Raw genomic sequence first — 26,050 nt, 5'->3', positions numbered from 1 at the left:
CTTCATGCAGAATCTCCCTGCGTTTAGCTTACGGAAAATTCTACTTTTGAAAACCGCTTTTTTTCGGGGGGATTACCGACGTACGAGGTTTGACCTGGGGCGCCTGCCATTGCGGCAGCGTCCAGTTCGAAGTTGGTCTTCCCAACGGTTTTGAAGATTTGAGCCGCTGCAATTGCTCAATGTGCGCACGTCGTGACGCTGTCGTGACCTCGGTTCCGCTATCCGCTTTCAGGATTCTGCAAGGTGCAGAGAATCTGACCCTCTATCAGTTCAATACCAAAACGGCTGAACACCTAGCCCCTTTCAGGTCGCGCATGATGCAAGCGGTAAATTAGTAGTGATACCGAAGCTGGGCAATAAGCAAGGCGTCATCCGTGACCTTGTAAACGATGCGGTGTTCTTCGTTGATTCGGCGGGACCAGTAACCTGCGAGGCTGTGTTTGAGAGGCTCGGGTTTGCCGACACCTTCGAACGGTTCTCGCGTGGTTTCTTTGATCAACTTGTTGATTCGGTTAAGGATCTTTTTGTCGGTTTTCTGCCAGTACAAATAGTCTTCCCAGGCGTTCTCGGAGAAGATGAGTTTCATTCAAGAAGTTCCTTTTCTTGACCACCGCCTTGCTCCAGCTCCGCAACGGATTCCAGCAAACGACGGGCGTTCTTTGGTGCGCGCAGGAGGTAGGCGGTCTCTTGCAGCGCCTCGTAGTCCTCAAGAGAGATCATGACTACGGACTGCGACTTGCTCCGGGTGATGATCACGGGAGAATGGTCTTCACAGACCTGCTCCATGGTTTTTGCCAGATTGGTTCTAGCGGCTGTGTAGCTGATGGCATCCATAAGGTTGCTCCTGTACAGGATGTTATACCTGTACAGAATACCGTACGCAAAGAGATCTAACAAGCAAGCCCAGAAAGATGTATGACCAGCCGCTCTTAGCGGCCGGGTTCTTACTTAATAGATGCGCATTCAGCCAGACAGCAGTTCAATCGGATAGCGAATAGTCGTCCTGTCGACACCCGGGCGGGCGCCGAAATCCACCAACCGCAGGCGGTTACAGATTTTCTTTTCCAGGGCCGGCTCGTTCAGGGTGGATTCCACCACCGAACAGCTTGAGACCGCCCCACTCTCTTCAATCACCAGTTCCGGCGTCACGCTGCCCTGCAGTGAGGGTTTGCGGCGCAGTTCGCGGTTGTAGATGCTGTAGATGGCCGATTTGTTGGCGTCCATGGTGCGGCGGAGCTCTTCGCGGCTGCGCTTGCTGGCAGCGGCCTGTTGCTCACGCTCGGCGGCTTTCGCCTGTGCGACCACTTCTTCGGCTTCCTCCACCTGGGCCCGTTGCCGTTCCGCCAGGGCGACCTCGCGGGTTTCGCGGGTCAGGTTGGATTCATCCACGCCGGAGCTGCGGCCGGTGTTGGCCTTCTGGGCCAGGGTATCGCCAGTCTTGCGGGCGATGGGCTCCGCCGTTGTCACCGTGGCCGGTGTGTCCAGTTTGACGGATTTACCCAGGGCGCTCAGTTTGGACAATTCATCGCCCATGGCGAGAATACCGGTGTTCTTTGCCTTTTCCCGGGCTTTCTCGACGTCCTGCTGTGTTGGCTCCGGCTTCTCGGCCACTTGGGGTTCCGGTTCGGGCTCAGGCTCGGGCTCCGGTGCTGGCGGCTGGACCTGGGGTTCGGGCTCGGCAACCGGTTGTTCTTCCGGTTTCTCTTGTTCAGGTTCGGGTTCCGGCGTTTTCAATTCCGGGGGTGGTGGCGGTTCCTGCTTCTCGACAATCAGCTTGGCCAGTTGCGGCGGCAACGCTTCCCGCTCCTTGCGGTCCTGCTCCGGCAACTCAACCCAGGTGATGTACACGGCCGCCACAAGGAACAGCGGCACCACAAGGCTGGCAACCGCAAACAGGCGCCTGCGTTCTCCAGCCTCCTGATTCCAGGGCAATCCCTGACGATGCTCTGCCACAACTAGGCTCCCTGCTCTGTTTTCTGGTTTACAGCCAGTGAAATACTGGCATAGCCCGCATCCACACAGGTGGACATGATTTTCTTCAGCAGCTCGTAGGGCAATTCACGGTCAGCCAGGATAGTAATCGGGCGCCCGGTGTCCGGGGCCGGAGAACGGGACCGGCTAGCCTGGTAATCCAGCTCTTCCTTCAGTGCCGGCTCAACCTGACCGCTGAACGCCTGCAGGGCCTCACGTTTCATCACAACACGGCCGTTCACCAGGATATCATTGTCTGTCACTGTCAGCGCGAGCACATCGCCCGGGGGCTGCTGGGCGCTGGAATCCGGCAGCTTGATGGCGTTGTCCTGGTTCAGCACCTGCACATCGGAAGAGGAGTTCACCATCAGGAAGAACACCAGAATGGTGAAAATATCCATCAGCGACACCAGGTTCAGTTTGCCCTGTTGCTTGCCCCGACGGTGATGACGCTTCAGGCGTTTGGCTTTCGCAGACTCTTTCATGACTGTTCGGCCCTCTTGGGTGCGTCGCCCAGTGAGATCTCGGGAAACAGCTCGGCCTCGACCACATCACCTGCAACGACCGCCTCGTAGGAGCGAACCCTGTCCATTACCGATACCAGGGTCTGGTAGGAGGTATCGCTGGAGGGCATGATGATGATATTGCGCTTATCTGGCAGCCTGCCCTTGAGTTCCTTCATGACCTTGCCCAGCATCTCGAAATCGTGGGCTGCCTCGCGATTGGCGATGGCCTTGATCACGCCGCCCTGATTATCGGAAACCACGAGCTGGTCTTCGAAGATAACGACCTGTAGCTGAAGCTCTTTCTGTTCTTCAACGGAACTGCTGTCCACGTCCGGAAAATTCAGTTCCAGCACGCTGGTGTGTGCAAACACCATATTCAGCAGCAGGACCGGCACCAGCACGATCATCAGGTTCATGAACGGTGTGATATCCAGGTCCGCTTCGCTGCGAAGCCGACGATGCTTACGCCTCATGGCTCTAGCTCCCTGATTGAACCGTTACGCCACTGAACCGGCGGGGTTGGCTGCCCGGGAAGCAGGCTCTGCCGGACGGGCAGCGGCGGAAGCCGATGCCTGGGGCCTTGCGCCGGTGCCGTCGGTGATCAGGTTCAGCACCTTGATGCCGGCCATCTCGAAGCTGTCGATGATTTCGTTGGTCTTGGTCTGGAGCACGGAGTGGATCAGCAACAGCGGGATCGCAGACATCAGGCCAAAGGCGGTGGTGTTCATCGCCACGGAGATACTCTGGGACAGCAGGCTCGCCTTTTGCGACGGGTCCGCAGCAGCCACCGCTGTAAACGCAGCAATCAGGCCGATGATGGTGCCGAGCAGGCCCATCAGCGTGGAAATGTTAGCCAGGGTGGACAGGTACTGGGTGCGCTTCTCGAGGCGGGGCATGACTTCCAGCAGCCCCTCTTCCATGGCGTACTCAATTTCTTCACGGGACTGGCGACGGGCCAGGCGCTGGAGGCCAAAGCCGATCATGGAAGCCATGGCACTGCCGGACTCGGATGCGTAGTTCAGTGCGCCCTTGAGATCCTTGCCACCAATCATGTGGTGCAACCGGTTGAAATCCCGGCGATTGGTGATCTTCTGGGCAGACAGGTAGATGTAACGTTCGGCGGCAACGATGAGTCCGATAATCAGCACGATGGCAATCGGATACATGAAAAAGCCACCTTCCTGGAAGAAGCGAACGGCGGTTTCAATCATTTTCAGGGCACTCCATAGTCCGTGTTTGCTGGCTAGTGTATGCGGCAACCGACCCAGCAGGGGTAAGTTCGCGCAAGTCTTTGTAGCGGTTTGTTTTTACATGCGTATGTGCACAAACAACGTGTGACGCAGCTCTCATTCCGGTGTTGCATCGGTGGCGCCGGAGGCCTTGCCATCTTCCACGGAGGCGCGGAAATACTGATGATAGGACACCAGTCGCTGGAATTCCTGTCGCTCCAGGGGCGCGATAGGGCGCTGGAGCATCAACTGCTCGTCCGGCCGGGCCAACGACTGCACGGCGGGAGGCTGCCAGGGCACCAGGTAAAGCACCGTCGGCACTTCCTGGTCGCCGCGGATTCGTGTGCCTTCGATGGTCACGACACCGTCCTGCGCAACGCAGGGAAACGCGATGATCACCAGCAACAGGCCGAGTAGTCGTTTCCTGATGGTCATAACCGGTTCCTGACATCGAAGATCCAGTCCTTGAGGCGCGGATTCGGCTCCTCCGCCTCCGACTGGTATTGTTCATAGAGAGACAACGCTTCCTCCAGCCTGCCCAGGTAGATATCCAGCAGGATCGCCAGGTTCAGCATCGCCGGCATATGGCTCGGGTCGGCTTCCAGGGCCTTCCGGTACAGGGTTTCCGCCTGCTCGAATTCGCCCTGCTCGCGGGCCATCACCCCGAGGTGTGTCAGCGCTGAACTGTGTTGTGGATCGCGCTCGATCACCTGCCTGAAATACCCTTCCGCTTCCTCGATATTGCCCTCTTGCTGGGCGATAATGCCAAGGTTGGCCAGGGGGCCGGTTCGCTCGGGGTCGGCCTGGTGTATCTGCTCGAACAGATCCCGCGCGTTGTCGGTATCCCCTCCCCTGAGTAAGGCAACCGCCTCGCTGAAATCCTGCGTTAACTCGGCCTCACGGGCTTCGCGCTCTTCCTCCGCCATGTCTGCCGGGTCGGTTTTGGGCGAGGAGGCACAACCGGCCACCAGTGCTACCACTAGCAGCAATGCCACTCGAGCCCACCCCTGGAATGACCTAGCCCAGCTCATCGACAACCTCTACAGTGATTTCAGGTTTGTTGTAACGGCCCGGCAGCAGGGTTTTCAGGGCCTCGTAACTGCGCTGTACCCATTCGTCGAAAATGCCGTTGCGGGCGCGGCTGGCGTTCTGTTCGTGGATATCGATGGCGTTGTCTTCAAACGGATAGGCCTGCTCTTCCAGCAACAGTTCGTACTGGGTTAGTTCCAGCTCCGACAACCCTTCCGGCCGTTCGGAGTCCATCAGGTCGCGCCCGAGGCGCGCGTAGATGTGGGCAATCTGGTAGCCGGCCTCGGTGGAGAAGGAAGACGCGCCATAGCTCGCGGTTTTCTGGTAGGCGGCGACGGCCTCTTCCAGCGCCTCGGTCTTGGCCGCCATGCTCTGGTTGAGGGGTAATGTCAGGCGAATGCTGTCGTAATACGCCAGCGCTTCCCGGGCCAGGATCGCAGAGGCCTCGGCCGCCAGGTAACGCATGCGGTCATCCGCCTCGTCGGGGTATGTGTCCACGGTGTCCATTTGCTTCCGCAGCCAGAAACGGCGGCTGCTGTCGTCGCCGATCCCGTGGTAGAGGCCGGCCAGGCTGTTGGCGGCCTCCATGTAGACATCCCGTGGTTCCGGGTAGGTATTGGCGTATCGCCGCCAGGTGTCGATGGCCTTGTTGGTGTTGCCCGCGCGCTCGTACAGGTCCGCGGCGATCAGCAGGTTCTCGCGCTTCTCTTCGTCCGTGGTTGCCATGGCAATCAGGTTGTTCAGCTCGTCCCCGGCTTTCTCCCACTGCTCTGTCTCACGATAGGCCAGTGCCAGCCGCGCCGGCAGGGTATCGATCTGCTCGTGGTTGGGATAGCGGGACCGGAACGCCATCATCACGTCGATGGCATCCTGCCAGTGGGCCAGCTCGATCAGCAGGGTGGCGGCGTCATATTCAGCATTGGCCCTCAGGGCCGAGGTGGGCGCAACCACGCCCACGCGCAGGAACTCACTAACCGCCCCCGCGGTGTCGCCAGCATCCGCCAGGGCTTCCGCCTGGCGGAAAACAGAAGCTGCAAGGCTTTCAATAACATCCGGCCGCCGTTCGTCGGTTTCCGCCATAACCCGCAGCGTCTGTTGGTAGGTGGTTTCCGCCTCGGCGTAGCGGCCCAGTTCAAACAGGCTGTGGGCTTTCAGCAACCCGGTTTCGGTGAGTATCTCTGCCCCTGGGGCGGGAACGCGGGCGATCATGCGGTCCGCCATGTCCACCACCTGCGCATAGCGATATCGCTCGAATTCGTGCTGCATGGCAATGTAGAGCACCTCTTCCGAACGAGGGTCGTCGGGAAAGGCGTTCACGAATCGCTGACGGTTCAGCTGCTGGAATTCAGCGTAGTCGTTATAGGTTTCAACCGGCTCACGGGGCCAGGTTTTGGCGTATTCCCGGAAAGCCAGCACCGATGCGTAACCGGCCTCGGCGGCGCGCTCGGGTGGTTCACCCTCCCAGGGGAAGTCGTAGGCCACCCGTTCAAAGGCGTCGATGGCTTCCGGCCACTGGGCCAGTTCAACATGGGTTTCACCCAGCAGGAACAGCATCTCCGGCGTGCGGGGGTGGGCCGGGAAGGTATCCGCGAAGGCCTCGTAGTAAACCGCCGCCTGGCGATAGTGGTCCTCTGATTCCACGTCTTCAGTCTCGCCCGCCAGTACATAGTGGCGGTTGGCCAGCTCCGGAATCAGCTCTTCCAGTTGTTGCTGGATATAGAAGGCTGTCTCGTCATCGGCCTGTTGCAGGTAGGCGCTGTGAATGCCGTAACCCTGAACGAACGCCGCCTTACGCTCCGGTATGTCGGCGGTGAAGCCGGCCTGTGCCAGGGTATCGATGATGCGCATTTGATAGCGGGGTGCCCATGGGCTGAGCGGCCGGGCATCAATGTAGCGCTCGAACACGTCAATGGCGTCCGTGTATTGCTCCCGCTCGAGCAACAGCTCGCTGTAACGGTCGTATACCAGGATTTCGTAGGGTTTCTCGCCGGTCTCACGGAAGATCGCCTGCAGCGTGTCCGCGCCGTCCAGGTAGGACAGTGACAGGCCGAACACCCGGAACAGGTCTTCCATCATGGTGCGGTATTCCTGCCCCACCGATGCCACGTCCTGCTCCTCGGGCATCACCAGGTCCAGTACGTTGATGTAGCTGAACAGCGCCTCCCGGTAGTCACTCTGCTTGAACTGGCTCCAGCCCAGCATGTAGTGGGCGTTGACCAGGAACGAGGCGTCGTCCCTCCTTGCCGGGTCGGCGTCAATCACCGTGCGGAAGGCCTGCTCAGCCTCAGCGTAACGGCGGTTGCTGAACAGCAGGTCACCGCGCCGGAACTGGGCCTCGACCCAGAATTTCGAGTCCGGATGCTCGTTGACCAGGGTGGTCAGCGTGGCCAGGTGCTCTTCGCTCATGCCCCGCAGATCATAGGCCCGGGCCAGCTGGTACAGAACCTGATCGTTACCGGGGCGATCCGGATACTCCACCAGCAGTTGTCCGTAGGCCTCAATGGCCCCGGCCATCTCGTCCTCGGCGGTTTCAACCATCTTGTTTTCCGCGCGCTGGAACTCCAGGTCCGCCAGCCGGTGACGCACTGCAACCTGCTTCGCAGGATCTTCCAGCAGGGGCAGCAAGGCACGGTAACTGTCCATTACCTCGCCCAGGGACACATCTCCAGCCTCGCCCCGGGGTTCCGGCCTGGGCTCGATGGCTTCAAGGGTGGCCAGTGTTCCTGGCTGCGGTTGCCTGTCATCGGCCCCGGCAAACACATCGGGCATGGAGAGCGACTGGCAGCCACCGAGAAGGCCTGCGAAAAGTAAGGGTAACAGGGCACTCGCGCCCCTGCGGATAACCGGATCAGTCACGGTCACCTCCCGCTTCCGCAGCCGGAGCGGCCGAAGACGTCGCAGGGCCGGTGCTTCCCAGAAACAGGTCGTCCGCCAGCCTGGCTGCCGCATGACGGCTAGCCCGGAGATAGCCCCGTACCTGTCCGCTCTGGTGCTGGAGTTCGTCGTCAACCAGGGCCAGCAGTTCGCTGCGCGCGGCAGAGAGAGCTTTATCCACCTCACCCTGCAATTGCTCCAGGGCCGTCCGGCGGGCGGCTACCCGGGCGGCCAGTGCCTGGTTTTCCCCGCCGGAGGCCATTTCCTGTTCGATCAGCGCCCGCTGGTCAACAAACACCTCCATCGCCTGGTCCAGTTCCCGCAGCTGCTTTTCAGCGGCCCAGCGGTTCACGGCGTAGTCATCGGCAATGCGCCAGTTGAAGTAGGCTTTCATGCGCTGGAAGGTCTGGCGCTGCTTGCGGGTGGATTCGTCATCCGGCAGTTGCGACAGGGTTTGCTCCACCTGCGCCAGCCGGTCCGCCAGTTCGTGCTGCTGCTGTGTCATGAAGAACTGGAGGTCCTCCCGCGCCAGGGCGGCTTCGATCTCGCGCCGGTACTGCGCCTGTTGCGCCAGCCATTGGTCGGCGTTGAGCTCGTCGAGCGCCTCACGGGTCTCTCGAATGCGTTGTTCCCGCTGTTGGGCGCGGGTTTCCAGCATGATATCGAAGGAGTCCAGTTGTTTTTGCCATTGGCGGAGTGAATCCCGCAACCGGTAGAGTTCATGCAGGTCCCGCAGGGATAGCTGAAAGGGTTCGGTCGCCAGCAACCCGGCCAGGCTGTAATCCCCTGGCCTGACTTCCACCCGCCCATAAGCATCGGTGAGCACCGTCGACTCGCCCGGTTGCGGACGTGTCAGCGCCGGGTCCATCGCCCCGCCCTGCCCGGGACGGTCACCCTCGCGGACGAAACGCAGGGCCTCAATCAGGCGCGCTTCGGTTAGCTGCTCCCGCTCGTTTAAAAGTTGGGCGCTCAATGCCTGGTAATGGCTGGCAGCCTCACGATAGGCCTGCAAGGCCTGTTGTTTGCGCTCCATCTGCTCGAACAGGAAGCCGCGGGCGTAGGGCACCTGCTGCAGCCAGGGTGTGAACAGGGGGCGTTGCTGGAGGGTATTCAGCGCTTGCAATGCCAGACCCGCTTTGTCCTCGCGGGAGGCGGCAACCGCGTAATCAAACAGGGCCTGATCGGAAAACACACCATCCAGGGCTATCTGCTCAAGGCTGGCCATGGCGCCCGCGAAATCGCCCCGGCTCAGGTGAAGCCGGCCCAGGGAAAGTTTTACCCGTTCGCGGAGCGCAGACATCTCATCGGACAGCGGTGGCTCGAGTTCAGGCAGTTCCGCAAGCAGATCATCGAGGCTGGTCAGGTCGGCCATCGCTTCTTCGGTCTGGCCTTCCGCCAGCCGGCCAACCGCCTGGTTGTAATGCAGGTAGGCGCGCCAGGGAGAGCTCTCAGGCAGCGCTTCGATCAGTTCATCAACGGCTTCTCCGTCCGTCGCAGCGGTTCCGGCCAGGACCAGTTGGCCGCGAAGGTACAGCCACTCGTTGTAGAGCTCGTTGTCTTCGTCCTCCAGCAGTTCCTCATCCACCCGCTCAAGGGCATCCCGAGCGGCGACACGGTCCTGCTCCAGGTAGAACACTTTGCCCAGGTAAAACCAGGCCTGGTTGCGGGTGCCCGGCGCGACGGCTGCGTCCTCGTCCAGCAGTTCCTGGAAAAGCGCTCCGGCTTCGTGGGTCATGCCGTAGGACAGCATCAGGCCGCCTTCCACCAACGCAGGATGATCGCCATGGCCATCGATGCCACCTTCAGCCGCGGCCACGTTCAGACGAGTCAGCGCCTTGAAGGCGTTGCCCTGGTAATACTCGTAGAGGGCCATACCATAGGCAGGATCAGCCGCGCGCTGCGGCAATTCGTCACTCACGGCCACCGGGCCGTGAAGCAGCGCGGCGAGTGCACTGGCCAGACACAGCCCGGCCGGTGTACCTGCAGTCTTTCGGTTCAGCCACTCAATCACGGACTGCGTTACTCCCACTCAACAATCGCCACTTCGGGCTGGTAATCAGAGGAGCGGTCGCGGATACGGACCTCCAGGGCGGCGGTATCGGTGTCCTTCTGCAGTTGATAGGTCGCGGCCTGTTTATAGGCCCGGTTATCCGGGCCGATGCCTTCAACAAATACCGTAACCTCATGATCGCCGGTCTTGAGGTTGCCAATGTGCAGGCGCTGCATACCGCCACGCTGCAATGCCTTGGCCTGGCGCTCGGTATACAGGTGCGCTGCAACGGTTTCGTCGTTGACCTTGAGTTTCACCGAATCCAGCTTGAGGAATTCGCCAGTGTCGAGGCTGAGAAACACCGCAAACTGGGTGCTGGCCGGATACAGCAGGTCTTCTTCCAGGATGAACAGGTCCCGGTTCAGGCGGATGACCTGCTTCTTCAGTTCCTCAACGCTCAGCGAGACAGCGACGTCGTCGGTCCCGGCTTCGCCATTGTCCTGGGCCATGGCTGCCGGAAGCCAGAACGCCAGTGCGAGGCTGACAATGTGCAGTGCGAATGTGCTCTTCAGGGTCACCATGTTGAATCGTCCCGACCTGATCAGTATTCAAGAATCAACGATGCCCGGGTTACAAAGGCATCGAACGAATAAAGGGGTTCTTCCCCCGGCAGGAAACCGCCAGAGGCCGTCACATCCCGGAAGTTGTCGTAGCTGAAGTCCAGCCAGTCCACCAGCAGGCTGGCCTGGAGGCGCTGGACGCCCGGAAGCGAGGTCTGTTTCCACTCGTACACCACACCACCACCCAGGGTGGTACCGGAGAATGCACTCATTTCCTTGTCTCGCGCCAGGTGGGTCTGAGAGTTCTCAAAGGCGTAGAGGTCGCTGTAGAAATCCGCCTCGTCCTGGACGTAGTAACGGGCACGCCCCTCCAGCGTCCAGCGGGGATTCAGGGCGTGAACATAAGCGAGCTCGAACGTCTGGGCATCGATGCCCCAGCTGTCACTGAAATAGCGGAACTCACCGCGTATCGATGCCCGGTAAGGCAGGTAATACAGGGCCCGGGTGGCCACCGAGAAGCTGGCGCGGGTTTCCGGATATCGCTCGGGCTGGTAGCGGAAGCCCCTTTCAGCATCGGGGTCGATGTAGCGATTGCGGCGATAGGGGTTCTCCAGGTAGCCTTCGTCCGTCACCACTTCCAGGTCAACGCCCAGCAGGCTGTTGCGGGTCATGACCTGGCTCAGCCCGAGCTGGTAATTCTGGCGATCAGCGTCTTCGCTGAACGACTCATTCCCCCTGACACCCACCTCGTCCTGTCCCCGCGCATAACCCAAGGTGACCGTGGACATGCCACCAAAGAATTCCTGGCTGGCGGAAAAGTAGACAGTGTTGGCTTCGTAATCGTTCTCCGAACTGTTGGTGTAGCCCAGGCTCAGGATGGAGTCCTCATGGAGGTAATCCACCCCGAAGGTGTATTCCGTGCGCTCTTCGGTGTATTCACTGGCCAGCGCCACCACATCCACAGACGCGGCGGATACCATGTCCACGTAATACTGGCCGGACACCGACACCTGCGGGCCAGCACTCTTGCGCACCAGCACCGACGGGCCGTCGATCACCATGCCGCCGCCCTCGTAGCGGTGATAGAGCACATCCACGTTGTCCTGCGGCAGGGTTGCGGCGGTGGCGATCTGTGAAAATGCCATCGCACACGCCAGCCCCTTTACCAGTGCAGGGAACAGCCCGGAACGATCAGTTACAACCACAACCACCTCCGGAGCCGCCTTCCGATCCCCGTGCGGATTCGCGAGCCTGGTAAACATGATGCATGTAGGCGTCGGCCTTGCCATGGCGGCTCAGGCTCATGACCGGGTCCGCCAGTTTGTCCCGCTCATAGGGCTTGACCCAGGGTTTAATGCTGCTGCATCCGGCAGCCCCCAGCGTAATGAAAATCACGGTGGCAACAGCCATCAGCACTTTGAAATGGTTCATACACTCACCTGCCTGTGGGCTATTCCCGCACCAGTTGCCGGATCTGAGCCTCGTAGTCATCCTCATAGCCGGGTTGATAGCCGTGATGGAGGAAACGGGCGTTGCCATCGCGGTCGATCATCACCGTGGTGGGCATGGCCTGGACTTCATACTGTTCGCTGACGTCACTTTCCGGGTCATAAAGGATCGGATAGCTGACCGGCACCTTGTCCAGGAAGCGGTGCGCTTCGTCGCGGTTCTCATCCACGTTGACCGCCAGAATGGTAAACCCCAGATCCTTGTACTGGGCGTACAGGTCGTCCATCAACGGCATTTCCTGACGACAGGGGCCGCACCAGGACGCCCAGAAGTTGAGCATCACCACTTCGCCACGGAAATCCTGCAGCCGCAGGTTCTCACCCTGGCGGCTTTCCAGGGTGAAGTCCGGCGCCGGGACGTTCATTTCTTCCGCATGAACGGCGGAAATAGCTACAAGCATGGCCAGGGCCAATCGCAGGAAATGTCGTGTCATGTTGACTCCTGTTGTCAGAAAAATACGGAGAGGCCGGCACTGACCTCGGTGTTCAGGGATGTCTTTTCCTCGCCCAGCACGTCAATCCGGTAGAAATGCTCACGCACTCCCAGATGAATCGACAGGCTGTCCGTCAGCAATACCTGGTAACCCGCCCCTACATTGATGGTGAACCGGTTGTCACCGGCAAAGTCGGTGGCACCGGCCCCACCGATCAGGTAGAAGTTGGTGTTGAACGCGTAATTCTCGGTCAGGAAGGCTTCACCGGGCAGCACGTTCATGCCAACGTTAATGTTGTAATAGCGGTACTCACGTTCATCGTCGGGCAGCACGCGCACATCCCCTGCCAGCTTCTCGAAACTGGTATCGCCCCCTTCCGCAAAGCCTACATTGGCCTCGAAGAAGAAGGTTTCGCTGAGGTGGTAGGTCAGCTTGCCGCCCCACAGAAAAGAGGATTCGAAATCCTCGATGTTGATGATGCCGGCAAAGGCCCCGATCTCGAAGTTTTCGGTATCGATCAGAGCCTCGTCGACCTTCTGGGGCCGTACGTCAGGCTCGATCAGCGGCCGGTCGTCGTCCTGGGCGCTGACGGTCGGCGAAAACGCCAACAGGCCTGCAAGCGGGAGGACGCTCAAAAGAATATGCTTAATCCGATTTTCCATTCTGTTGCTTCTTCGTTGGTTGCCCGATTGGTGAAAATCTTGTAGTCCTTGACCTCGGCACGGATGAAGTAGTTATCCGTGATGTAGGCGCGCACGCCCAGGCCGGCGTGCCCAATGCTGTTGTCCCGGTCATCGGGGGCCGCCAGGGTGGCCTTGGGCTCGATGAAAATATGCCCCACGCCCAGCGTGAAGAAGGGCGAAATACGCCAGTGCGGAAACGGCTGGTGCACGATGTTGGCGTTCACCATGCGAATCTCCGAGGCGCTTCCCAGCACCTGCGAGCCCCAAAGCTCTGCTGACAGGTTGCGGGTCAGAAGATAGCCGCCGTAAATGGCAGTCACCGCCGCTCCTTCGAACTCACCCATCATCAGCCCGGCTTCCCAGCTGCGGCTGCTGAAGTCGTCAAAACGTGGATTGGTGAGTGAGACTTGTTCGCCCTCGCCATCCAGTGTCAGTTGCACATCGTCTATGTGCACCCAGCCTTCCCGCCCCTTACGGTCGGTCACCTTCAGCCAGGAGGTCTTGCGCATGCGCAGGGTCAACCACTCGCCCTTCTCACTGGTATGGAACACCGGATAGCCCACAGCCGGCCCGGTGCGCCATTCCACAAAGGGCTCCGCCACCTGAACCTGGGGCATCGGCTCGTCGGCACCGCCCCACAGCCAGTCGGCGGCAGCGGATAGGGGCGCGGTTAGCAACAGCAGTATCAGGGCCAGTCTCATGGTTAACCGTTCGGGTCCTATCAGTCTGCCGGAGCATCGAAGGGGTTGTTGTAATACTGGCCACCGATATCGAGCCATTCGGCAATCAGACGTAGTTCATCTGGGCTGAGGAATCCCTCGTGGAGCCCACCTTCGCGGAACAGGTTGAAAAAGTTACCGCTGGCCCGCGCTCCATTCACGGACATGGTGGGAGGCACGTTGACGTTTACAAACACGGGAATTGGGTTGCCGTCATCATCCAGGATTTGCTCTCCGTTTTCGTCCAGCAGGAACCCGTCTTGCACCTGCACATCAACCAGCTGGTCACCGACCAACTCCTGTTCGTTGTCGTTGAACAACAACTCCCGGTAGGACTTGAAATGATCCGGTTCATCCGACGAAGGGCCATCACTGAGGTCCAGTTGGGCCTCAGGCATTTGGGTCGTCTCATCCGCTGCGGTATCCGAATGACAGCCTGTACAGGAGTAATCATCAATATTGCCGCTGCCGTCATCAATGAGTCTTTCAAGCCCCCACAGCGGATGGATATGCTGCTCGTAATTGATGACGGTCCGGCAGGCAGCGCGCCAGTCATCGGCGCACTCAGGACGGATCGGCGCGGGCGTTTCAAGGTTCGCATAACTTAGTGAGAAGGCGGTGCCCGGTGTGAGACCGGCATCACCGGGATCTGTCCACTGGTCTGTATAGACTGCGTCTGGCCCGAGACGGCGGGTTCCGTTAATCCGGGCCCAGGTTTCCGCCATGGTTTCACCCATGTCGGCAAAGAGTGCCGGATCGGTATTCGGGAACTCGACGCCGGTGGTCGGCGCGCCCGCGTAAGCCGGGGCCGGCCCTGCATCCGGGCGACCGTGGGGCACCGTACTGCCAGGATTATGGCAACCGTTGCATGCCAGGGTTTCTCCGGGCCTGACGTTCAGCCAGTTCTGATGGCGCGGCCCTATCCGCCGGCCCTCGACATCCACCACGCTGATGGCAAATGCAACGTTGGCCGGTACGGCCACCCGAACCGATCCATCGGGCTCAACCGGCACGTACCCGAGAATTTCCCGCATCGACTGCGCCTGGCTACGACCAAACGCCGTGTTGTCGAAGCCCCTGACTTCTTCATCGGGAATCGAGACCGGCTTTTCGATACGCAGGAAACGCACCGGCAGGTTGTCGGGAGGAACCACCGCAGGATCGGCGGTCTGGCGAATGCCCGCCGGGGAGGTGTCTACGCCATCAATGTCATAGACACTCTGGATTTGAAGCACACCAAGGCCATCGTCCGCCAACCCAGCCGCCTCACCGGAGAACTGAGACTCTGGAATAAACGTCGGCAGGGACCTTTCAATCATCAATACCGCTTCATCGAACTGCTGGCCTTCCGCCGGTGGTTCGATGGGGCGCTGGGTACCCGATGCCATGTCCAGAAGCCACAATCCGTAAACCGGAGCCGCGGCCCGGTAGGCACCCGACGCAACCCTCTCTTCGGTGCAGTTGAGGATGTCGCCACCGCCGCTCTCCAACCGCAAACGGCAGGGACTCCAGCTGACCAGATAGCGTCGGGTGCCATCCAGGAACGGCGACACCGAACTGTAGTTCCCTCGCAGGGAAATCTCGTTGTCCAGGGACAACCCATTGACCAGGGGCGTCTGTGCCGATCCGGGACTGCCATCAACGCGAATGTCTGCCTCCACATAGCCCTCAACATCGATCTCAACCGGAATCGAACCGAAATTGTCGGTCTCGGCGGGCCGCAGCTGCGCTAGTAGCCGACCGGAATCCGTGGCTTGCGGGCGCAGATACTCAATATTCACGTCATCGCTGACAGAGCCATGGGAGTGGCGGCCATAGAGGTAGCCAAGCCCTGTCCCGTCCGGATTGACCTTATACAGGTTGAAGCCGTTGCCCTGAGTCTGGCCGGCGTTGTCCCAGCGGCTGAATACGATGGTGCCTTCATCCGTTACCAGTGGGTCCAGGTCGTGGCTCTGGTTGAACGTGATCTGCTCAATATTGTCGCCCTCGGCACTCATCACATGCAGGACGAAAGCAGGCACCTCACGCTCTTCATCAAGCGCGGGATACTGGGGCTTACCCTCATCCAGCAGGATGGCCCGGGAGATCCGTTGCCGGGTTGAGGAAAACACAATGCGCCCGTCCGGAAGGTAGGCAGGCGCAATATCCTGACCGGCCTCAGCGGTGACTTCCGACTCAATAATACGCCTCAGACCACCGCCTGCGGTGTCGTACTCCCAGATGTTCCAGGTGGGCTGCTCATCCTCATCGGCATCCTCAATCTCTGGCGCCCTCATGGCAAAAAGCAGCCGGGTGCCATCGAAGGACACGGTGAGATCCTTGACGTCGTAGCCAAGCGATCCAGCGAAAGCCGAGGAAGTAATGTCGCGGGATGGCGCATCAGGAGAGGCGCGATCCTTGAGGAAAAGGCGGGCACCAGGACGGAATTCCGCCGGTTCCGCCAGGTTGTCCCCAACCAGAGCGCCATTGTCTTCATCAAAAAGCAGTGGGCGTTTTACAAAAACAACGGGATTCTCTACGACAACAGGATCACGGGACTGGCTATCGCCCCCCTGAAGGCAACCGGCGACAAGAAAAACAGAAAGGAGTGCAGACACCCGCGCAAAAACGGCCAAACTAAACCGTAACACACTGACGTGCATACACATTTTATTTTCGTAATGTTTGATCACCACCAACAAACCCTGTTTGGCCTGAAAATCCATTTACATAAGCTAAGCCGCGGAGCCGCCTGCGCTCCAAGCCTTTTACGTAACGCAATGTAATAACGTGGAGCAGCCCTCAAAACCGCCGTTAATAGCTCGCCTAGACTTTTATCAATTGTAAAATGGAACTAATGTGCGAATGCTAACGAAATCGAGGGAGTCGATCATGACAGTCTTTTGTACGGCCCGGCAACTTATAATAAGGACATTTTTCGTAACGGTCCTGCTGGCTTTGGTCGGAACGCACGCCATTACTGCAACTGCCGGACCCCGGGATCAGGCGAAGCGCATCCATGAGCGCATTGCAGGTGTTCCGCCCTCGCCGGAGGTGCTGGATACCATGGCCGAGGCTATTACTCTCAACGAACAGGCTGGCGCCGTTGACGCGGCGTACACAGCCATGCAGGACCCGGCGTTTTACGATGTCACCCTCAAGAATTTCGTAGCACCATGGACAAACGAGGCAATGTCGCCGTTCGTGCCGCTGAATGATTACACGGCAACCGTGATTGGCATGGTTCGGGACAACCACGATTTCAGACGCATCCTCTATGGCGACATTCTTTACGTTGGCAATGACAACCTGAACGGTATCTCCGCGTACTCACCATCGAACAACGACAACTACGAGGATCTTGAGCGTTCCGGTTATACCCTGAGCGACGAGAACGTTCTGGTAGAGTCCACGCAGTCCACTCTTAACCCTGAACTGCCCACCGGCGCCACAGCCGGCGTTATCACAACCCGGGCGGCTGCACGGGCGTTCTTCAGCGCAGGCACCAACCGCGCCATGTTTCGCTTCACCCTGCTCAACCACATGTGCAACGACCTGGAACAGGTAGCGGATGTATCCCTACCCCCGGACCGCATCCGCCAGGACGTGTCACGAAGCCCGGGTGGCGACAGCCGGGTATTCCTCAGCAACTGCGTTGGCTGTCATACCGGCATGGACCCCATGACCCAGGCCTTTGCCTACTACGACTACCAGTACAACGCGGACACGGACCCTGACGGCGAACTGGGCAGGCTGATCTACAACTCTGTTAGCGACGTGGACCCGGAAACGGGTACCCGCGTTGTCGCCAAATACCACATCAACTCCACCACCTTCGAACAGGGCTACGTGACGCCGGACGATGGCTGGGACAACTACTGGCGCTCCGGCGCCAATCGTCGCCTGGGCTGGGGCGATGGGCCCGGCTCCGGTAACGGCGCCAAAAGCCTGGGAATGGAGTTTGCCAATTCCAACGCCTTTGCCCAATGCCAGGTGAAAAAGGTATTCCGCAATGTCTGCTTGCGTGAGCCGTCGAACGATAACGATCGCTCAAAAATCGCCGACATCGTCACGAAGTTCCGCAGCGGGTACAACCTAAAAACCGCCTTTGCGGAATCCGCCGCGTATTGCCGGGGGGAGTAGAACATTATGACAACTATAATCAGGCAAGGAATCCGAACCCCCGTTGCACTGCTCTCCGTTTTTGCGGCCCTGCTCTTCCTTGCAGGCTGTAACAGTGGCGAATCCACCGAAGCCCTTCCGAACACTGGCGGCGGCTCCAATACCGTGAACTACAGTGGCCCGCCACCCGCCACCGACGATGTACTGAATTTCAAGCGCAGCGTCTGGGATGAACTTTCGGGCCAGAACAAGTGTGGCGCCTGCCACAACGCCGGCGGCCAGGCACCCCAGTTTGTGCACGAGGGTGACATCAATATTGCCTATGCCCAGGCCAACACCATCGTTGACCTGTCCGACCCTTCCCAGTCGGAGATGGTGACCAAGGTGGCCGGTGGCCACAACTGCTGGACGACGTCCATCACCGCGTGTACCGACCTGCTTACCGTGTATATTTCCAACTGGGCCGGTGGCTCCGGCGGATCGGTAAAGACCGTGGAATTGCGGGCTCCCGAGATCAACGAGGTCAACAACACGCTGAAGTTCCCTGACGACCCCGATCATTTTTCCAACACTGTCTATCCTGTACTGGCCCAGTTTTGCAGCGAGTGTCATACCAGCAATGGTCAGACACCTTACATTGCAAGCAGTGACGTTGACGTTGCTTACGATCAGGCGAAAAGCCGGATCGACCTGAATGACGGCATTGATCCGCAAACGGGTGAATGGGTGCTTCCTGATGAGGCCTCCTCACGCCTGGTTGAGCGACTGAGGGACGACAGTCATAACTGCTGGACCGACGATTGCCTGGATTCCGCCATCAACATGCTGGCCGCAATACAGAACTTTATTGGAGGCCTCGATGCACCCCAACCCCTCCCCGACAACGTTGTAACCAGTAAAGCACTGAACCTTGTCGAGGACGGCTTACTGGCCAACGCCGGTGGTCGTTACGAGGACAACGTCATCGCGCTTTACGAATTCAAGGCAGGCGATGGCCCAACGGCCTTTGACACCAGCGGCGTATCCCCGCCCCTGAACCTGACTCTCAGCGGCAACGTCGGCTGGGTTGGTGGCTGGGGCGTTGAGTTTGGCCCCGCCTTCCAGACCGAAGAAGGCGACATGATCCGTGCCGGCAAGGCCCAGGGCTCCACCGCCGACAGTCGCAAACTGCACACTCTGCTGACAGCCTCTGGCGAATACTCCATTGAGGCCTGGGTTGTGCCCGGCAATATCACTCAGGAAGACTCCCGCATCGTGACCTATTCCGGTTCGTCCACAGCGCGGAACTTCACGCTGGGCCAGGACATGCAGAGCTACGAGTTCCTGCACCGGAGCACCACCACTGACCAGAACGCCCCCATGTTAACCGAAGCCAACCCCATGCTGCTGCAGGCGACCCTGCAACACGTGGTGGTGAACTTCACACCGGACGGTGGCCGTGAGATTTTCGTGAACGGCGAACCCTCCGGCGATGTCGACCCGGACTCCGCCGGCCTGCTGACGGACTGGGACAACAGCTTCGCGCTGGTACTGGGCAATGAGACCGACGGTGAATCCCCCTGGGAAGGCGCCGTGAGGATGCTTGCCATCCATAACCGCGCTCTCACCGCAGAGCAGGTCGCCGCCAACTACGAAGTGGGCGTCGGCCAGAAATTCTTCCTGCTGTTCAGCGTGTCCCACCTGGTGGATATGCCGGAAAGCTTCATCGTGTTTGAGGTCAGCCAGTTCGACAACTACGGCTACCTGTTCTCGAACCCGTTCTTCATTAGCCTCGACGAATCCCAGTCACCTTCGGGCATACCGCTGAAGGGCATGAGAATAGGCATCAATGGCCGTGAAGTGGTGGTGGGCCAATCGTTCGCCAACCTGGATGCCACGCTGAATTCCAGTGACTACGTGGCTGGCTCCGGCCAGCCGCTGTCACGCCTCGGAACGGTTCTCGCGCTGGAGGAAGGCCCGGAAATTGATCAGTTCTTCCTGACCTTTGAACAACTCGGTAACAACACAGACGTTCGCGTGGAAGGCCCTCCGCCCACACAGCCACCCGAAACGGGTAGCACGGAGTTCTCCGCTATCGGTCTGAAGACGTTTGATGAGGTCAATGCGTCCATGTCGAAGGTAACGGGTATTCCGACCACCCAGCCAGCCGTCGCCGAGACATTTACCACGGTCAAGCAACAGCTGCCGACGGTGGAGGACATTGAGGGATTCCTGTCGTCCCATCAAATGGCGGTTACCCAGATGGCGATCCAGTATTGTGATGCCCTGGTATCTGATACCACGCGACGCACCGCCTTCTTCCCGGGCTTTGACTTCGGAGAGAATGCCAGCACGGCGTTTGATGACACTGGGCGAAATCTCATCAAAACGCCGTTGATGGAAAGCTTCGTCGGCACAAGTCTGACCACCCAGCCAAGTGATGCAGACATTGAAACCGAGCTGGATGCCCTGATGGGACGCCTCACCACCTGCGGTGGTAGTTGCGAGGCCGGCCGTACCGAAACCGTTGTCAAAGCAAGCTGCGCCGCCGTACTGGGCAGCGCCGTGACACTGATCCAGTAGAGGACGTTGACCATGCATAACAAACCTTCTTGCAAACGTGCGCTGGCGACGGATCAACCTCTCCTGCACAGCGACCATGCACGGCCGAAAACCCGGCGTGAGTTCATCGCCCAGGGTTTTATGACGGGCGCGGCCACCCTCTGCGGTGCATCGGTGTTCAGTCTGTTCGCCAACCCACGGCAGGCGGCTGCGGCGTTGTCCCCAGATCTTGAAGACTGGAAACAGTCCTGCGGCATCGCCTCCGCCGGCGCGGGCAAGATTCCCTTTATCTGCTTCGACCTGGCCGGCGGCGCCAACATTGCCGGTTCGAACGTTCTGCTGGGCAAATCCGGTGGCCAGTTCGACTTCCTGAGCACCGCTGGCTACAACAAGCTGGGCTTGCCGGGCACCATGCTGCCCAATGACCCTGCCTTCGTGAACCAGGAGTTCGGCCTGGCATTCCATTCCGACAGCGGTTTCCTGCGAGGGATGCAGGACAGCACGTCGGTTGCCGCCCGTGGCTTCATCAATGGAGCCATTATCGCAGCCCGCTCCGAGAACGACACGGGCAACAACCCCCACAACCCGATGTACGGCATCAGCAAGGCGGGCGCTGACGGCGAACTGCTGACCCTGGTCGGCTCCCAGAGTTCGGAGAGCGGTGGTAACTCGATGGCACCGATGAGCCTGATCAATCCCCAGGTTCGCCCCACCAAGATTGACCGCCCCAGCGACGTCTCCGGCCTGGTGGATGTTGGTGACCTGACCGCCATCCTGGACCAGTCCGACGCCGTCGCGGTCATGGAGTCCATACAACGCATCAGCCGGAAAAAGCTGGACAATGTCGACACCAAAATGACTATCACCAGAGACGATGTTGTAAAAGACCTCGTTAACTGCGGCTACGTCAAAAGCGCCGACCTCACCGACCGTTTTGCCGATCCGTCGTCTATTGACCCATCCCAGGATCCGGATATCGTGGGCGGCATCTTCACCGAGGCGCAATTCAATGAAAACTCACGTCTGGGCCGGGAAATCCGCAAGACCGCTGCGGTTATGAAACTGGTGCAGAACGGCTATGCCGGCGCGGGCACCGTCACCCTGGGTGGCTACGACTACCACACTGGCGAGCGTGGCACCGGAGAGAATCGGGATTACCTGGCGGGCCGCTGCATGGGCGCCTGCCTTGAGTACGCGCACCGCACACAAACCCCGCTGATGCTCTACGTGTTCAGTGACGGCTCTGTGTCGAGCAATGGCCGGCTGGACGAGTCCATGGCCGGACGAGGTAAAGGCGAGTGGACTGGCGACAACCAGCAAACCGCCGCTTCTTTCTTCCTGGTTTACAGCCCGGCCGGCCAACCCACAGCCATCACCAACCAGATTGGTTTCATGCGTGCTGACGGCTCGGTTGAAACGGCCTCCAGCCCCGCTGCCAATAACGTCAATCAGTTGGTGCAAACGGTACTGCTTAACTATATGGCGCTGCACGGGGAACAGGGAATGTTTGAGAATTCGGACAGGTTTCCCAACCATGGCCTCGGCGCCAATCGCGACAGACTCATCGCGATCGAGCCTATCGTCTGATCACCTCTCACAACACTGAGGATCCACGACAACCGGGCCATTGGGCCCGGTTGTCGTTTGGTATCACGACTCTTCCGGCGCCATAAGCCCTTCCGAATAATGCACCTGTCTCTGCTCATCAATGATGATCGCGTCAATACCTTCCAAACGATTGACCATTTCCAACCCCTTGGCCGCCCCAAGCACGAAGACGGCCGTCGATAACCCATCGGTTGTCATGGCATCGTCGCCAAGGATGGTAACGCTTTGCACGCCCTTCGCGGGCCTGCCAGTCGCCGGTGAAAGAATATGGTGGATGCGCTCGTTGTTATCGTCGAAGAAAAAGCGCTCATAGTCACCTGAGGTGGATACCGCCACATCGGTCAGTGGCAATACCATCGCATTACGCGTTTCAGATCGGGGGTCCCGGATACCGACTATCCATGGTTTGCCCCGCTTGTCTCCCAATAGCCGCAGATCCCCGCCCGCACTTAACCGCGCATGACGAATGCCGAACGACTTCAGGATGTCGATGCCACGGTCAACGGCGTACCCCTTGGCAATTCCCCCGAGATCCAGCCGTACCCCGTCATCAAGGAATCTGACGGTGTTGGCGTCAGGGTCCAACACCACGGATTTGTAGTTCACTCTGGCCAGGCCGGCCGCAAGCTCATCGTCGGAAGGCTGACGTTTTGCACGATAATCATAAAGGTAACCCACGGACCCGAAACTGATGTCAAAAGCTCCGCTGCTCAGCTCGGAAATACGAAGCGACTGCTGGAGAACGGTAAACAGACTGTCGCTCACTTCGACCGGCCCGCTGGCAGCCTCGCGATTCACCCGGGAAAGTTCGGAATCCTCCCGGTAACGGCTCATCTGGCGATCGATTCTATCGAACAACGCCAGAACCGCATCTCCGGCCTCGCTCGCCGCCACGGGGTCCTTTGCCCAGAACTCCATCTCAATGGCGGTGGTCATCGCCGTGCCGCTCACGCGCACCCACTCGGCCTGCGCAGAGGGCGTTGCGAGCATCAATGTTAAAGCCAACCATACCAAAGCTGGCCCTAGACCATTTCTCAACACTTCCTTTGTCAAAGCGTATCCCCATCTGTGTTGCTGTACATTGGTAACTACCCGACTCATCCCCTCTACGCCCCCCTCATCCCCCCGACTACGCCAACAAAAAGTCCGACAGGAGGATGAACGGCACTGTCCATAGCCGCACTATGCATGAAAGCTATTACTGCGGATATCGTCCGTTCCCGACAATAACAATCTTTCACCGCCAGGGTGTTAAGCGAGGCAAGATGATGAAAAACCCGGACTGGTGGCGTGGAGCCGTCATTTACCAAGTTTATCCACGCAGCTTCTACGATTCCAATGGTGACGGCATCGGCGATCTGCCCGGGGTGACCGCCAAGCTCGATTACATTGCCAGCCTGAACGTGGATGCCATCTGGCTGTCGCCTTTCTTTACCTCACCGATGAAGGATTTCGGCTACGACGTCTCTGACTATCGCGGAGTGGACCCGATTTTCGGCACCATTGAGGATTTTGATGAACTGATCGCCGAAGCCCACAAACGCGACCTGAAGATCATGATCGATCAGGTGCTGAGCCATTCTTCCGACCAGCATCGCTGGTTTATCGAGAGCCGTGCCAGCCGTGACAATCCAAAAGCCGACTGGTACGTCTGGGCAGACGCAAAAGCCGACGGTACACCACCCAACAACTGGCTGTCGGTGTTTGGCGGCTCGGCGTGGGCCTGGGACAGCCGCCGCAAGCAGTACTACCTGCACAACTTCCTCACCAGCCAGCCGGATCTGAATTTCCACTGCCCGGAGGTGGTTGAACAGGTACTGTCAGACGTAAAATTCTGGCTGGACCGGGGTGTTGACGGCTTCCGCCTGGACGCCATCAACTTCTGTTTCCACGATCCCGAACTGCGGGACAACCCGCCCAGCAACGCCGTTGCCGAGGGCTCCATCGGTGTGCGTAAGGAAAACCCCTACGCCTACCAGTTCCACAAATACGACAAGACCCGCCCGGAAAACCTGGCCTTCCTGCAGCGCCTGCGCGCCCTGCTCGACCAGTACCCGGGAACCACCACCGTTGGCGAGATCGGGGATGACAACTCCCTACAGACCATGGCGGAATACACCGGCGGTGGCGACAAGCTGCACATGGCCTATTCCTTTGACCTGTTGACGGAACAGCACGGCGCCGACTTCTTCCACAAGACGGTCGACTCCATCGAGAAGAAACTGACCGACGGCTGGCCCTGCTGGGCCATTGGTAACCACGATGTATCCCGTGTTGCGACCCGTTGGCAGGCTCGCTCTCCCCAGCAGTTAAAAGCCTTCATGGCGATGTTGCTGACACTCCGTGGCAGCGTCTGTATCTACCAGGGCGAAGAACTCGGCCTGACTGAAGCGGAACTGGAGTACAAGGACCTGGTTGACCCCTACGGCATCAACTTCTGGCCTGAATACAAGGGCCGGGACGGCTGCCGCACGCCCATGGTGTGGCATAACCGGGAAGCTAACGGCGGGTTCTCCGATGCGCGCCCCTGGCTGCCAGTTTATGATGAACACTACAGCGCAGCCGTTGCCGTCCAGCAGGAACAGGAAAATTCCATCTTGCAGGCATACCGTACATTCCTCGGGTGGCGCGCACAGCAGCCTGTTCTGCTCAAGGGTGATATCGAGTTCCTCGACAGCCCTGAGAACACACTGGTTTACACCCGCAGCTACGGGGGCAAAACCCTGCTGGTGACCCTGAACCTCTCAGACGAGCCGGTCCAGATCTCAGCGCCGGTTGCCGGTGAGCCGGCTGAAGGAGCCCCTGATTTCGTTGGGGGTGCCTGGAGCGGAAGGGAACTTGAATTGCAGCCTTGGGGTGTGGAGATAGCATCACTCTGACCCCGCTTTCTCAGATCAAACAAGAAGACATACGTTATGGCCAGCGTCACATTACGAAACATCTGCAAGAGCTTTGACGAAACCCAGGTCACCCGCAACGTGAACCTGGATATCGACGACGGCGAGTTTGTGGTGTTTGTCGGCCCGTCGGGGTGCGGCAAGTCCACCCTGCTGCGAATGATCGCGGGTCTGGAGGACATCACCTCCGGCGAGCTTTACATTGGCAACGACAAGGTCAACAACCTGCCCCCGAAGGAACGCGAAGTGGGCATGGTGTTCCAGTCTTATGCACTCTATCCCCACATGAATGTGGCAGAGAACATGGCCTTCGGGCTCAAACTCGCAAAAACCGACAAGGCCGAGATCGACCGGCGCGTTAACGACGCCGCCACACTATTGCAACTGGACAAACTGCTGGAACGCAAACCCAAGGACCTCTCCGGTGGCCAGCGCCAGCGCGTGGCCATTGGCCGTACCATCGTTCGCGAACCCACGGTGTTCCTGTTCGACGAGCCCCTGTCCAACCTTGACGCCTCCCTGCGGGTACAGATGCGCATCGAGATCTCCCGGCTGCACAAGCGCCTGGACGCCACCATGGTGTACGTCACCCACGACCAGGTGGAAGCCATGACCATGGCCGACAAGATCGTCGCCCTGGACAACGGCACCATCGCCCAGGTGGGCAAACCCATGGAACTCTACCACTACCCTGCTACGCGTTTTGTCGCGGGGTTCATCGGCTCCCCAAAGATGAACTTCATCGACTGCACCGTGGAGTCCGCCAGCAGCCAGTCCGTGACTGTTACGCTGCCCGGAAAACACTCTATGGAACTGCCCATCAACGGCCACGAACTGTCGGCCGGTGACACCGTAAGCCTGGGTGTTCGCCCCGAGCATCTGACCACCGGCGACGAAGCCGATACTTATATGGACGGTGAAGTCACCGTGGTTGAGCGGCTGGGCTACCAGACCCTGGTGCATATGGACGTGAACGGCGTGGACGGCGTCATCACCATGCGCACCGACGGCAGCGACCCGATCCAGGAAGGTGCCAGGGTCACACTGGGCTTCAACGCCATCAAATGCCACCTGTTCCGCCAGGACGGCAATGCCTGTCCCCGGCTTTACCGGGAACCCTGCATTGATTTCTGATCTGCTCTGAAAGTTTTCAGGGGCCGGTTCCGTCACGTACCGGCCCTTTTTTTGCCTTATTGATTCGTCCGCAATCCCTCCGAAATCGGACCGCTAAACAGGCTGGCAGGTGTCTCCCGAAACACGCTGTGAATACGTCCCTGTACGCTCGGCTCCGCCATCCATGGCTCCGCACGGTTTCGGGAGACACCTGCCAGCCTGTTCAGCTACCAAGGTGGTGCCTTGAACGCGGAGGGTATTCACAGCGTGTTTCGGGAGGGCCTCCG

General features: G+C 59.3%; 24 protein-coding genes. 6 read left to right on the top strand and 18 right to left on the bottom strand.

Annotated features, from left to right (window positions below):
• The first annotated feature begins 89 nt into the window (after positions 1-89).
• Positions 90-335 carry a GFA family protein gene (locus NLU14_RS23465; RefSeq protein WP_476738647.1) on the top strand — a complete coding sequence of 82 codons (246 nt, stop codon included), beginning with the start codon at positions 90-92 and terminating at the stop codon, positions 333-335.
• Here the strand turns inward: NLU14_RS23465 and NLU14_RS03245 are convergent.
• The 17 genes from NLU14_RS03245 to NLU14_RS03165 all read right to left on the bottom strand — a co-directional run bounded on the left by NLU14_RS03245 (position 332) and on the right by NLU14_RS03165 (position 16,100).
• Positions 332-586, bottom strand: coding sequence for a Txe/YoeB family addiction module toxin (locus NLU14_RS03245; RefSeq protein ID WP_148861232.1), 255 nt, complete (start codon positions 584-586; stop codon positions 332-334). The genes NLU14_RS23465 and NLU14_RS03245 overlap by 4 nt on opposite strands.
• Positions 583-834 (bottom strand): type II toxin-antitoxin system Phd/YefM family antitoxin, encoded by a 252-nt coding sequence (locus tag NLU14_RS03240; protein ID WP_012137510.1) that lies wholly within the window; start codon positions 832-834, stop codon positions 583-585. Before NLU14_RS03240 ends, NLU14_RS03245 begins: the two co-directional genes overlap by 4 nt.
• Before the next feature lie 129 nt (positions 835-963).
• Positions 964-1,953, bottom strand: a complete 990-nt coding sequence (locus NLU14_RS03235) for an AgmX/PglI C-terminal domain-containing protein (RefSeq protein ID WP_275704716.1) — start codon at positions 1,951-1,953, stop codon at positions 964-966.
• A 2-nt stretch (positions 1,954-1,955) separates the two neighbouring features.
• The gene (locus NLU14_RS03230; protein ID WP_275704715.1) at positions 1,956-2,456 is read right to left on the bottom strand and encodes an ExbD/TolR family protein; all 501 of its coding nucleotides are present in this window, start codon (positions 2,454-2,456) and stop codon (positions 1,956-1,958) included.
• Positions 2,453-2,950, bottom strand: a complete 498-nt coding sequence (locus NLU14_RS03225) for an ExbD/TolR family protein (protein WP_275704714.1) — start codon at positions 2,948-2,950, stop codon at positions 2,453-2,455. The genes NLU14_RS03230 and NLU14_RS03225 overlap by 4 nt, the downstream gene beginning before the upstream one ends.
• A 24-nt stretch (positions 2,951-2,974) precedes the next feature.
• Positions 2,975-3,688 carry a MotA/TolQ/ExbB proton channel family protein gene (locus tag NLU14_RS03220; protein ID WP_275704713.1) on the bottom strand — a complete coding sequence of 238 codons (714 nt, stop codon included), beginning with the start codon at positions 3,686-3,688 and terminating at the stop codon, positions 2,975-2,977.
• 135 nt (positions 3,689-3,823) lie between these two features.
• A complete protein-coding gene (locus NLU14_RS03215; protein ID WP_275704712.1) occupies positions 3,824-4,141 on the bottom strand; it encodes a hypothetical protein in 318 nt (105 codons plus the stop codon).
• Positions 4,138-4,701 carry a tetratricopeptide repeat protein gene (locus NLU14_RS03210; RefSeq protein ID WP_275704711.1) on the bottom strand — a complete coding sequence of 188 codons (564 nt, stop codon included), beginning with the start codon at positions 4,699-4,701 and terminating at the stop codon, positions 4,138-4,140. The genes NLU14_RS03215 and NLU14_RS03210 overlap by 4 nt, the downstream gene beginning before the upstream one ends.
• Positions 4,702-4,723: 22 nt before the next feature.
• Positions 4,724-7,591, bottom strand: coding sequence for a tetratricopeptide repeat protein (locus NLU14_RS03205; RefSeq protein ID WP_275704710.1), 2,868 nt, complete (start codon positions 7,589-7,591; stop codon positions 4,724-4,726).
• Positions 7,584-9,620: a tetratricopeptide repeat protein gene (locus tag NLU14_RS03200; RefSeq protein WP_275704709.1), complete on the bottom strand. Its 2,037-nt coding sequence runs from the start codon at positions 9,618-9,620 to the stop codon at positions 7,584-7,586. Before NLU14_RS03200 ends, NLU14_RS03205 begins: the two co-directional genes overlap by 8 nt.
• Before the next feature lie 8 nt (positions 9,621-9,628).
• A complete protein-coding gene (locus NLU14_RS03195) occupies positions 9,629-10,180 on the bottom strand; it encodes an AraC family transcriptional regulator (RefSeq protein WP_275704708.1) in 552 nt (183 codons plus the stop codon).
• 20 nt (positions 10,181-10,200) lie between these two features.
• Positions 10,201-11,364, bottom strand: coding sequence for a DUF3570 domain-containing protein (locus tag NLU14_RS03190; protein ID WP_420845019.1), 1,164 nt, complete (start codon positions 11,362-11,364; stop codon positions 10,201-10,203).
• Positions 11,351-11,590: a DUF4266 domain-containing protein gene (locus NLU14_RS03185; protein WP_275704707.1), complete on the bottom strand. Its 240-nt coding sequence runs from the start codon at positions 11,588-11,590 to the stop codon at positions 11,351-11,353. The genes NLU14_RS03190 and NLU14_RS03185 overlap by 14 nt, the downstream gene beginning before the upstream one ends.
• Positions 11,591-11,609: 19 nt before the next feature.
• Positions 11,610-12,101 carry a TlpA family protein disulfide reductase gene (locus NLU14_RS03180; RefSeq protein ID WP_275704706.1) on the bottom strand — a complete coding sequence of 164 codons (492 nt, stop codon included), beginning with the start codon at positions 12,099-12,101 and terminating at the stop codon, positions 11,610-11,612.
• Between the two features lie 14 nt (positions 12,102-12,115).
• Positions 12,116-12,763 carry an outer membrane beta-barrel domain-containing protein gene (locus NLU14_RS03175; protein ID WP_275704705.1) on the bottom strand — a complete coding sequence of 216 codons (648 nt, stop codon included), beginning with the start codon at positions 12,761-12,763 and terminating at the stop codon, positions 12,116-12,118.
• Positions 12,733-13,485, bottom strand: coding sequence for an SH3 domain-containing protein (locus NLU14_RS03170; RefSeq protein ID WP_275704704.1), 753 nt, complete (start codon positions 13,483-13,485; stop codon positions 12,733-12,735). Before NLU14_RS03170 ends, NLU14_RS03175 begins: the two co-directional genes overlap by 31 nt.
• A 20-nt stretch (positions 13,486-13,505) precedes the next feature.
• On the bottom strand, positions 13,506-16,100 hold the full coding sequence (locus NLU14_RS03165) for an HzsA-related protein (protein ID WP_338040778.1): 2,595 nt from the start codon (positions 16,098-16,100) through the stop codon (positions 13,506-13,508).
• A gap of 340 nt (positions 16,101-16,440) precedes the next feature.
• On the opposite strand from NLU14_RS03165, the gene NLU14_RS03160 reads away from it, so the two are divergent.
• The 3 genes from NLU14_RS03160 to NLU14_RS03150 are packed head-to-tail and all read left to right on the top strand — an operon-like array spanning position 16,441 to position 21,732.
• Positions 16,441-17,625: a hypothetical protein gene (locus NLU14_RS03160; protein ID WP_275704702.1), complete on the top strand. Its 1,185-nt coding sequence runs from the start codon at positions 16,441-16,443 to the stop codon at positions 17,623-17,625.
• A gap of 6 nt (positions 17,626-17,631) precedes the next feature.
• Complete coding sequence (locus NLU14_RS03155; RefSeq protein WP_275704701.1) at positions 17,632-20,166, top strand: LamG domain-containing protein; 2,535 nt, start codon at positions 17,632-17,634, stop codon at positions 20,164-20,166.
• 12 nt (positions 20,167-20,178) lie between these two features.
• Positions 20,179-21,732, top strand: coding sequence for a general secretion pathway protein GspF (locus tag NLU14_RS03150; protein WP_275704700.1), 1,554 nt, complete (start codon positions 20,179-20,181; stop codon positions 21,730-21,732).
• 63 nt (positions 21,733-21,795) lie between these two features.
• Here NLU14_RS03150 and NLU14_RS03145 read toward each other — a convergent pair whose 3' ends face one another.
• Positions 21,796-22,743 carry an FAD:protein FMN transferase gene (locus NLU14_RS03145; RefSeq protein WP_275704699.1) on the bottom strand — a complete coding sequence of 316 codons (948 nt, stop codon included), beginning with the start codon at positions 22,741-22,743 and terminating at the stop codon, positions 21,796-21,798.
• Between the two features lie 275 nt (positions 22,744-23,018).
• Here NLU14_RS03145 and NLU14_RS03140 point away from each other — a divergent pair, with 275 nt between their 5' ends.
• Both NLU14_RS03140 and malK read left to right on the top strand, forming a co-directional pair.
• A complete protein-coding gene (locus tag NLU14_RS03140) occupies positions 23,019-24,632 on the top strand; it encodes an alpha-amylase family glycosyl hydrolase (protein ID WP_275704698.1) in 1,614 nt (537 codons plus the stop codon).
• A gap of 36 nt (positions 24,633-24,668) precedes the next feature.
• Positions 24,669-25,784, top strand: a complete 1,116-nt coding sequence (gene malK, locus NLU14_RS03135; protein WP_275704697.1) for a maltose/maltodextrin ABC transporter ATP-binding protein MalK — start codon at positions 24,669-24,671, stop codon at positions 25,782-25,784.
• Positions 25,785-26,050 lie beyond the last annotated feature (266 nt).

The organism is Marinobacter iranensis (assembly GCF_029207565.1).
In the GTDB taxonomy this organism is placed as follows: Bacteria; Pseudomonadota; Gammaproteobacteria; order Pseudomonadales; family Oleiphilaceae; genus Marinobacter; species Marinobacter iranensis.
The sequence above is the reverse complement of the archived record's forward strand: the minus strand, read 5'-3'. Positions and strand labels throughout refer to the sequence as shown.

Excerpts from the sequence above, each read along its gene's own strand:
- NLU14_RS03245 (WP_148861232.1), bottom strand. The coding sequence starts at position 586 with ATGAAACTCATCTTCTCCGAGAACGCCTGGGAAGACTATTTGTACTGG.
- NLU14_RS03240 (WP_012137510.1), bottom strand. The coding sequence starts at position 834 with ATGGATGCCATCAGCTACACAGCCGCTAGAACCAATCTGGCAAAAACC.
- NLU14_RS03230 (WP_275704715.1), bottom strand. The coding sequence starts at position 2,456 with ATGAAAGAGTCTGCGAAAGCCAAACGCCTGAAGCGTCATCACCGTCGG.
- NLU14_RS03225 (WP_275704714.1), bottom strand. The coding sequence starts at position 2,950 with ATGAGGCGTAAGCATCGTCGGCTTCGCAGCGAAGCGGACCTGGATATC.
- NLU14_RS03220 (WP_275704713.1), bottom strand. The coding sequence starts at position 3,688 with ATGATTGAAACCGCCGTTCGCTTCTTCCAGGAAGGTGGCTTTTTCATG.
- NLU14_RS03215 (WP_275704712.1), bottom strand. The coding sequence starts at position 4,141 with ATGACCATCAGGAAACGACTACTCGGCCTGTTGCTGGTGATCATCGCG.
- NLU14_RS03195 (WP_275704708.1), bottom strand. The coding sequence starts at position 10,180 with ATGGTGACCCTGAAGAGCACATTCGCACTGCACATTGTCAGCCTCGCA.
- NLU14_RS03185 (WP_275704707.1), bottom strand. The coding sequence starts at position 11,590 with ATGAACCATTTCAAAGTGCTGATGGCTGTTGCCACCGTGATTTTCATT.
- NLU14_RS03180 (WP_275704706.1), bottom strand. The coding sequence starts at position 12,101 with ATGACACGACATTTCCTGCGATTGGCCCTGGCCATGCTTGTAGCTATT.
- NLU14_RS03175 (WP_275704705.1), bottom strand. The coding sequence starts at position 12,763 with ATGGAAAATCGGATTAAGCATATTCTTTTGAGCGTCCTCCCGCTTGCA.
- NLU14_RS03170 (WP_275704704.1), bottom strand. The coding sequence starts at position 13,485 with ATGAGACTGGCCCTGATACTGCTGTTGCTAACCGCGCCCCTATCCGCT.
- NLU14_RS03155 (WP_275704701.1), top strand. The coding sequence starts at position 17,632 with ATGACAACTATAATCAGGCAAGGAATCCGAACCCCCGTTGCACTGCTC.
- NLU14_RS03150 (WP_275704700.1), top strand. The coding sequence starts at position 20,179 with ATGCATAACAAACCTTCTTGCAAACGTGCGCTGGCGACGGATCAACCT.
- NLU14_RS03145 (WP_275704699.1), bottom strand. The coding sequence starts at position 22,743 with ATGCTCGCAACGCCCTCTGCGCAGGCCGAGTGGGTGCGCGTGAGCGGC.
- NLU14_RS03140 (WP_275704698.1), top strand. The coding sequence starts at position 23,019 with ATGATGAAAAACCCGGACTGGTGGCGTGGAGCCGTCATTTACCAAGTT.
- malK (WP_275704697.1), top strand. The coding sequence starts at position 24,669 with ATGGCCAGCGTCACATTACGAAACATCTGCAAGAGCTTTGACGAAACC.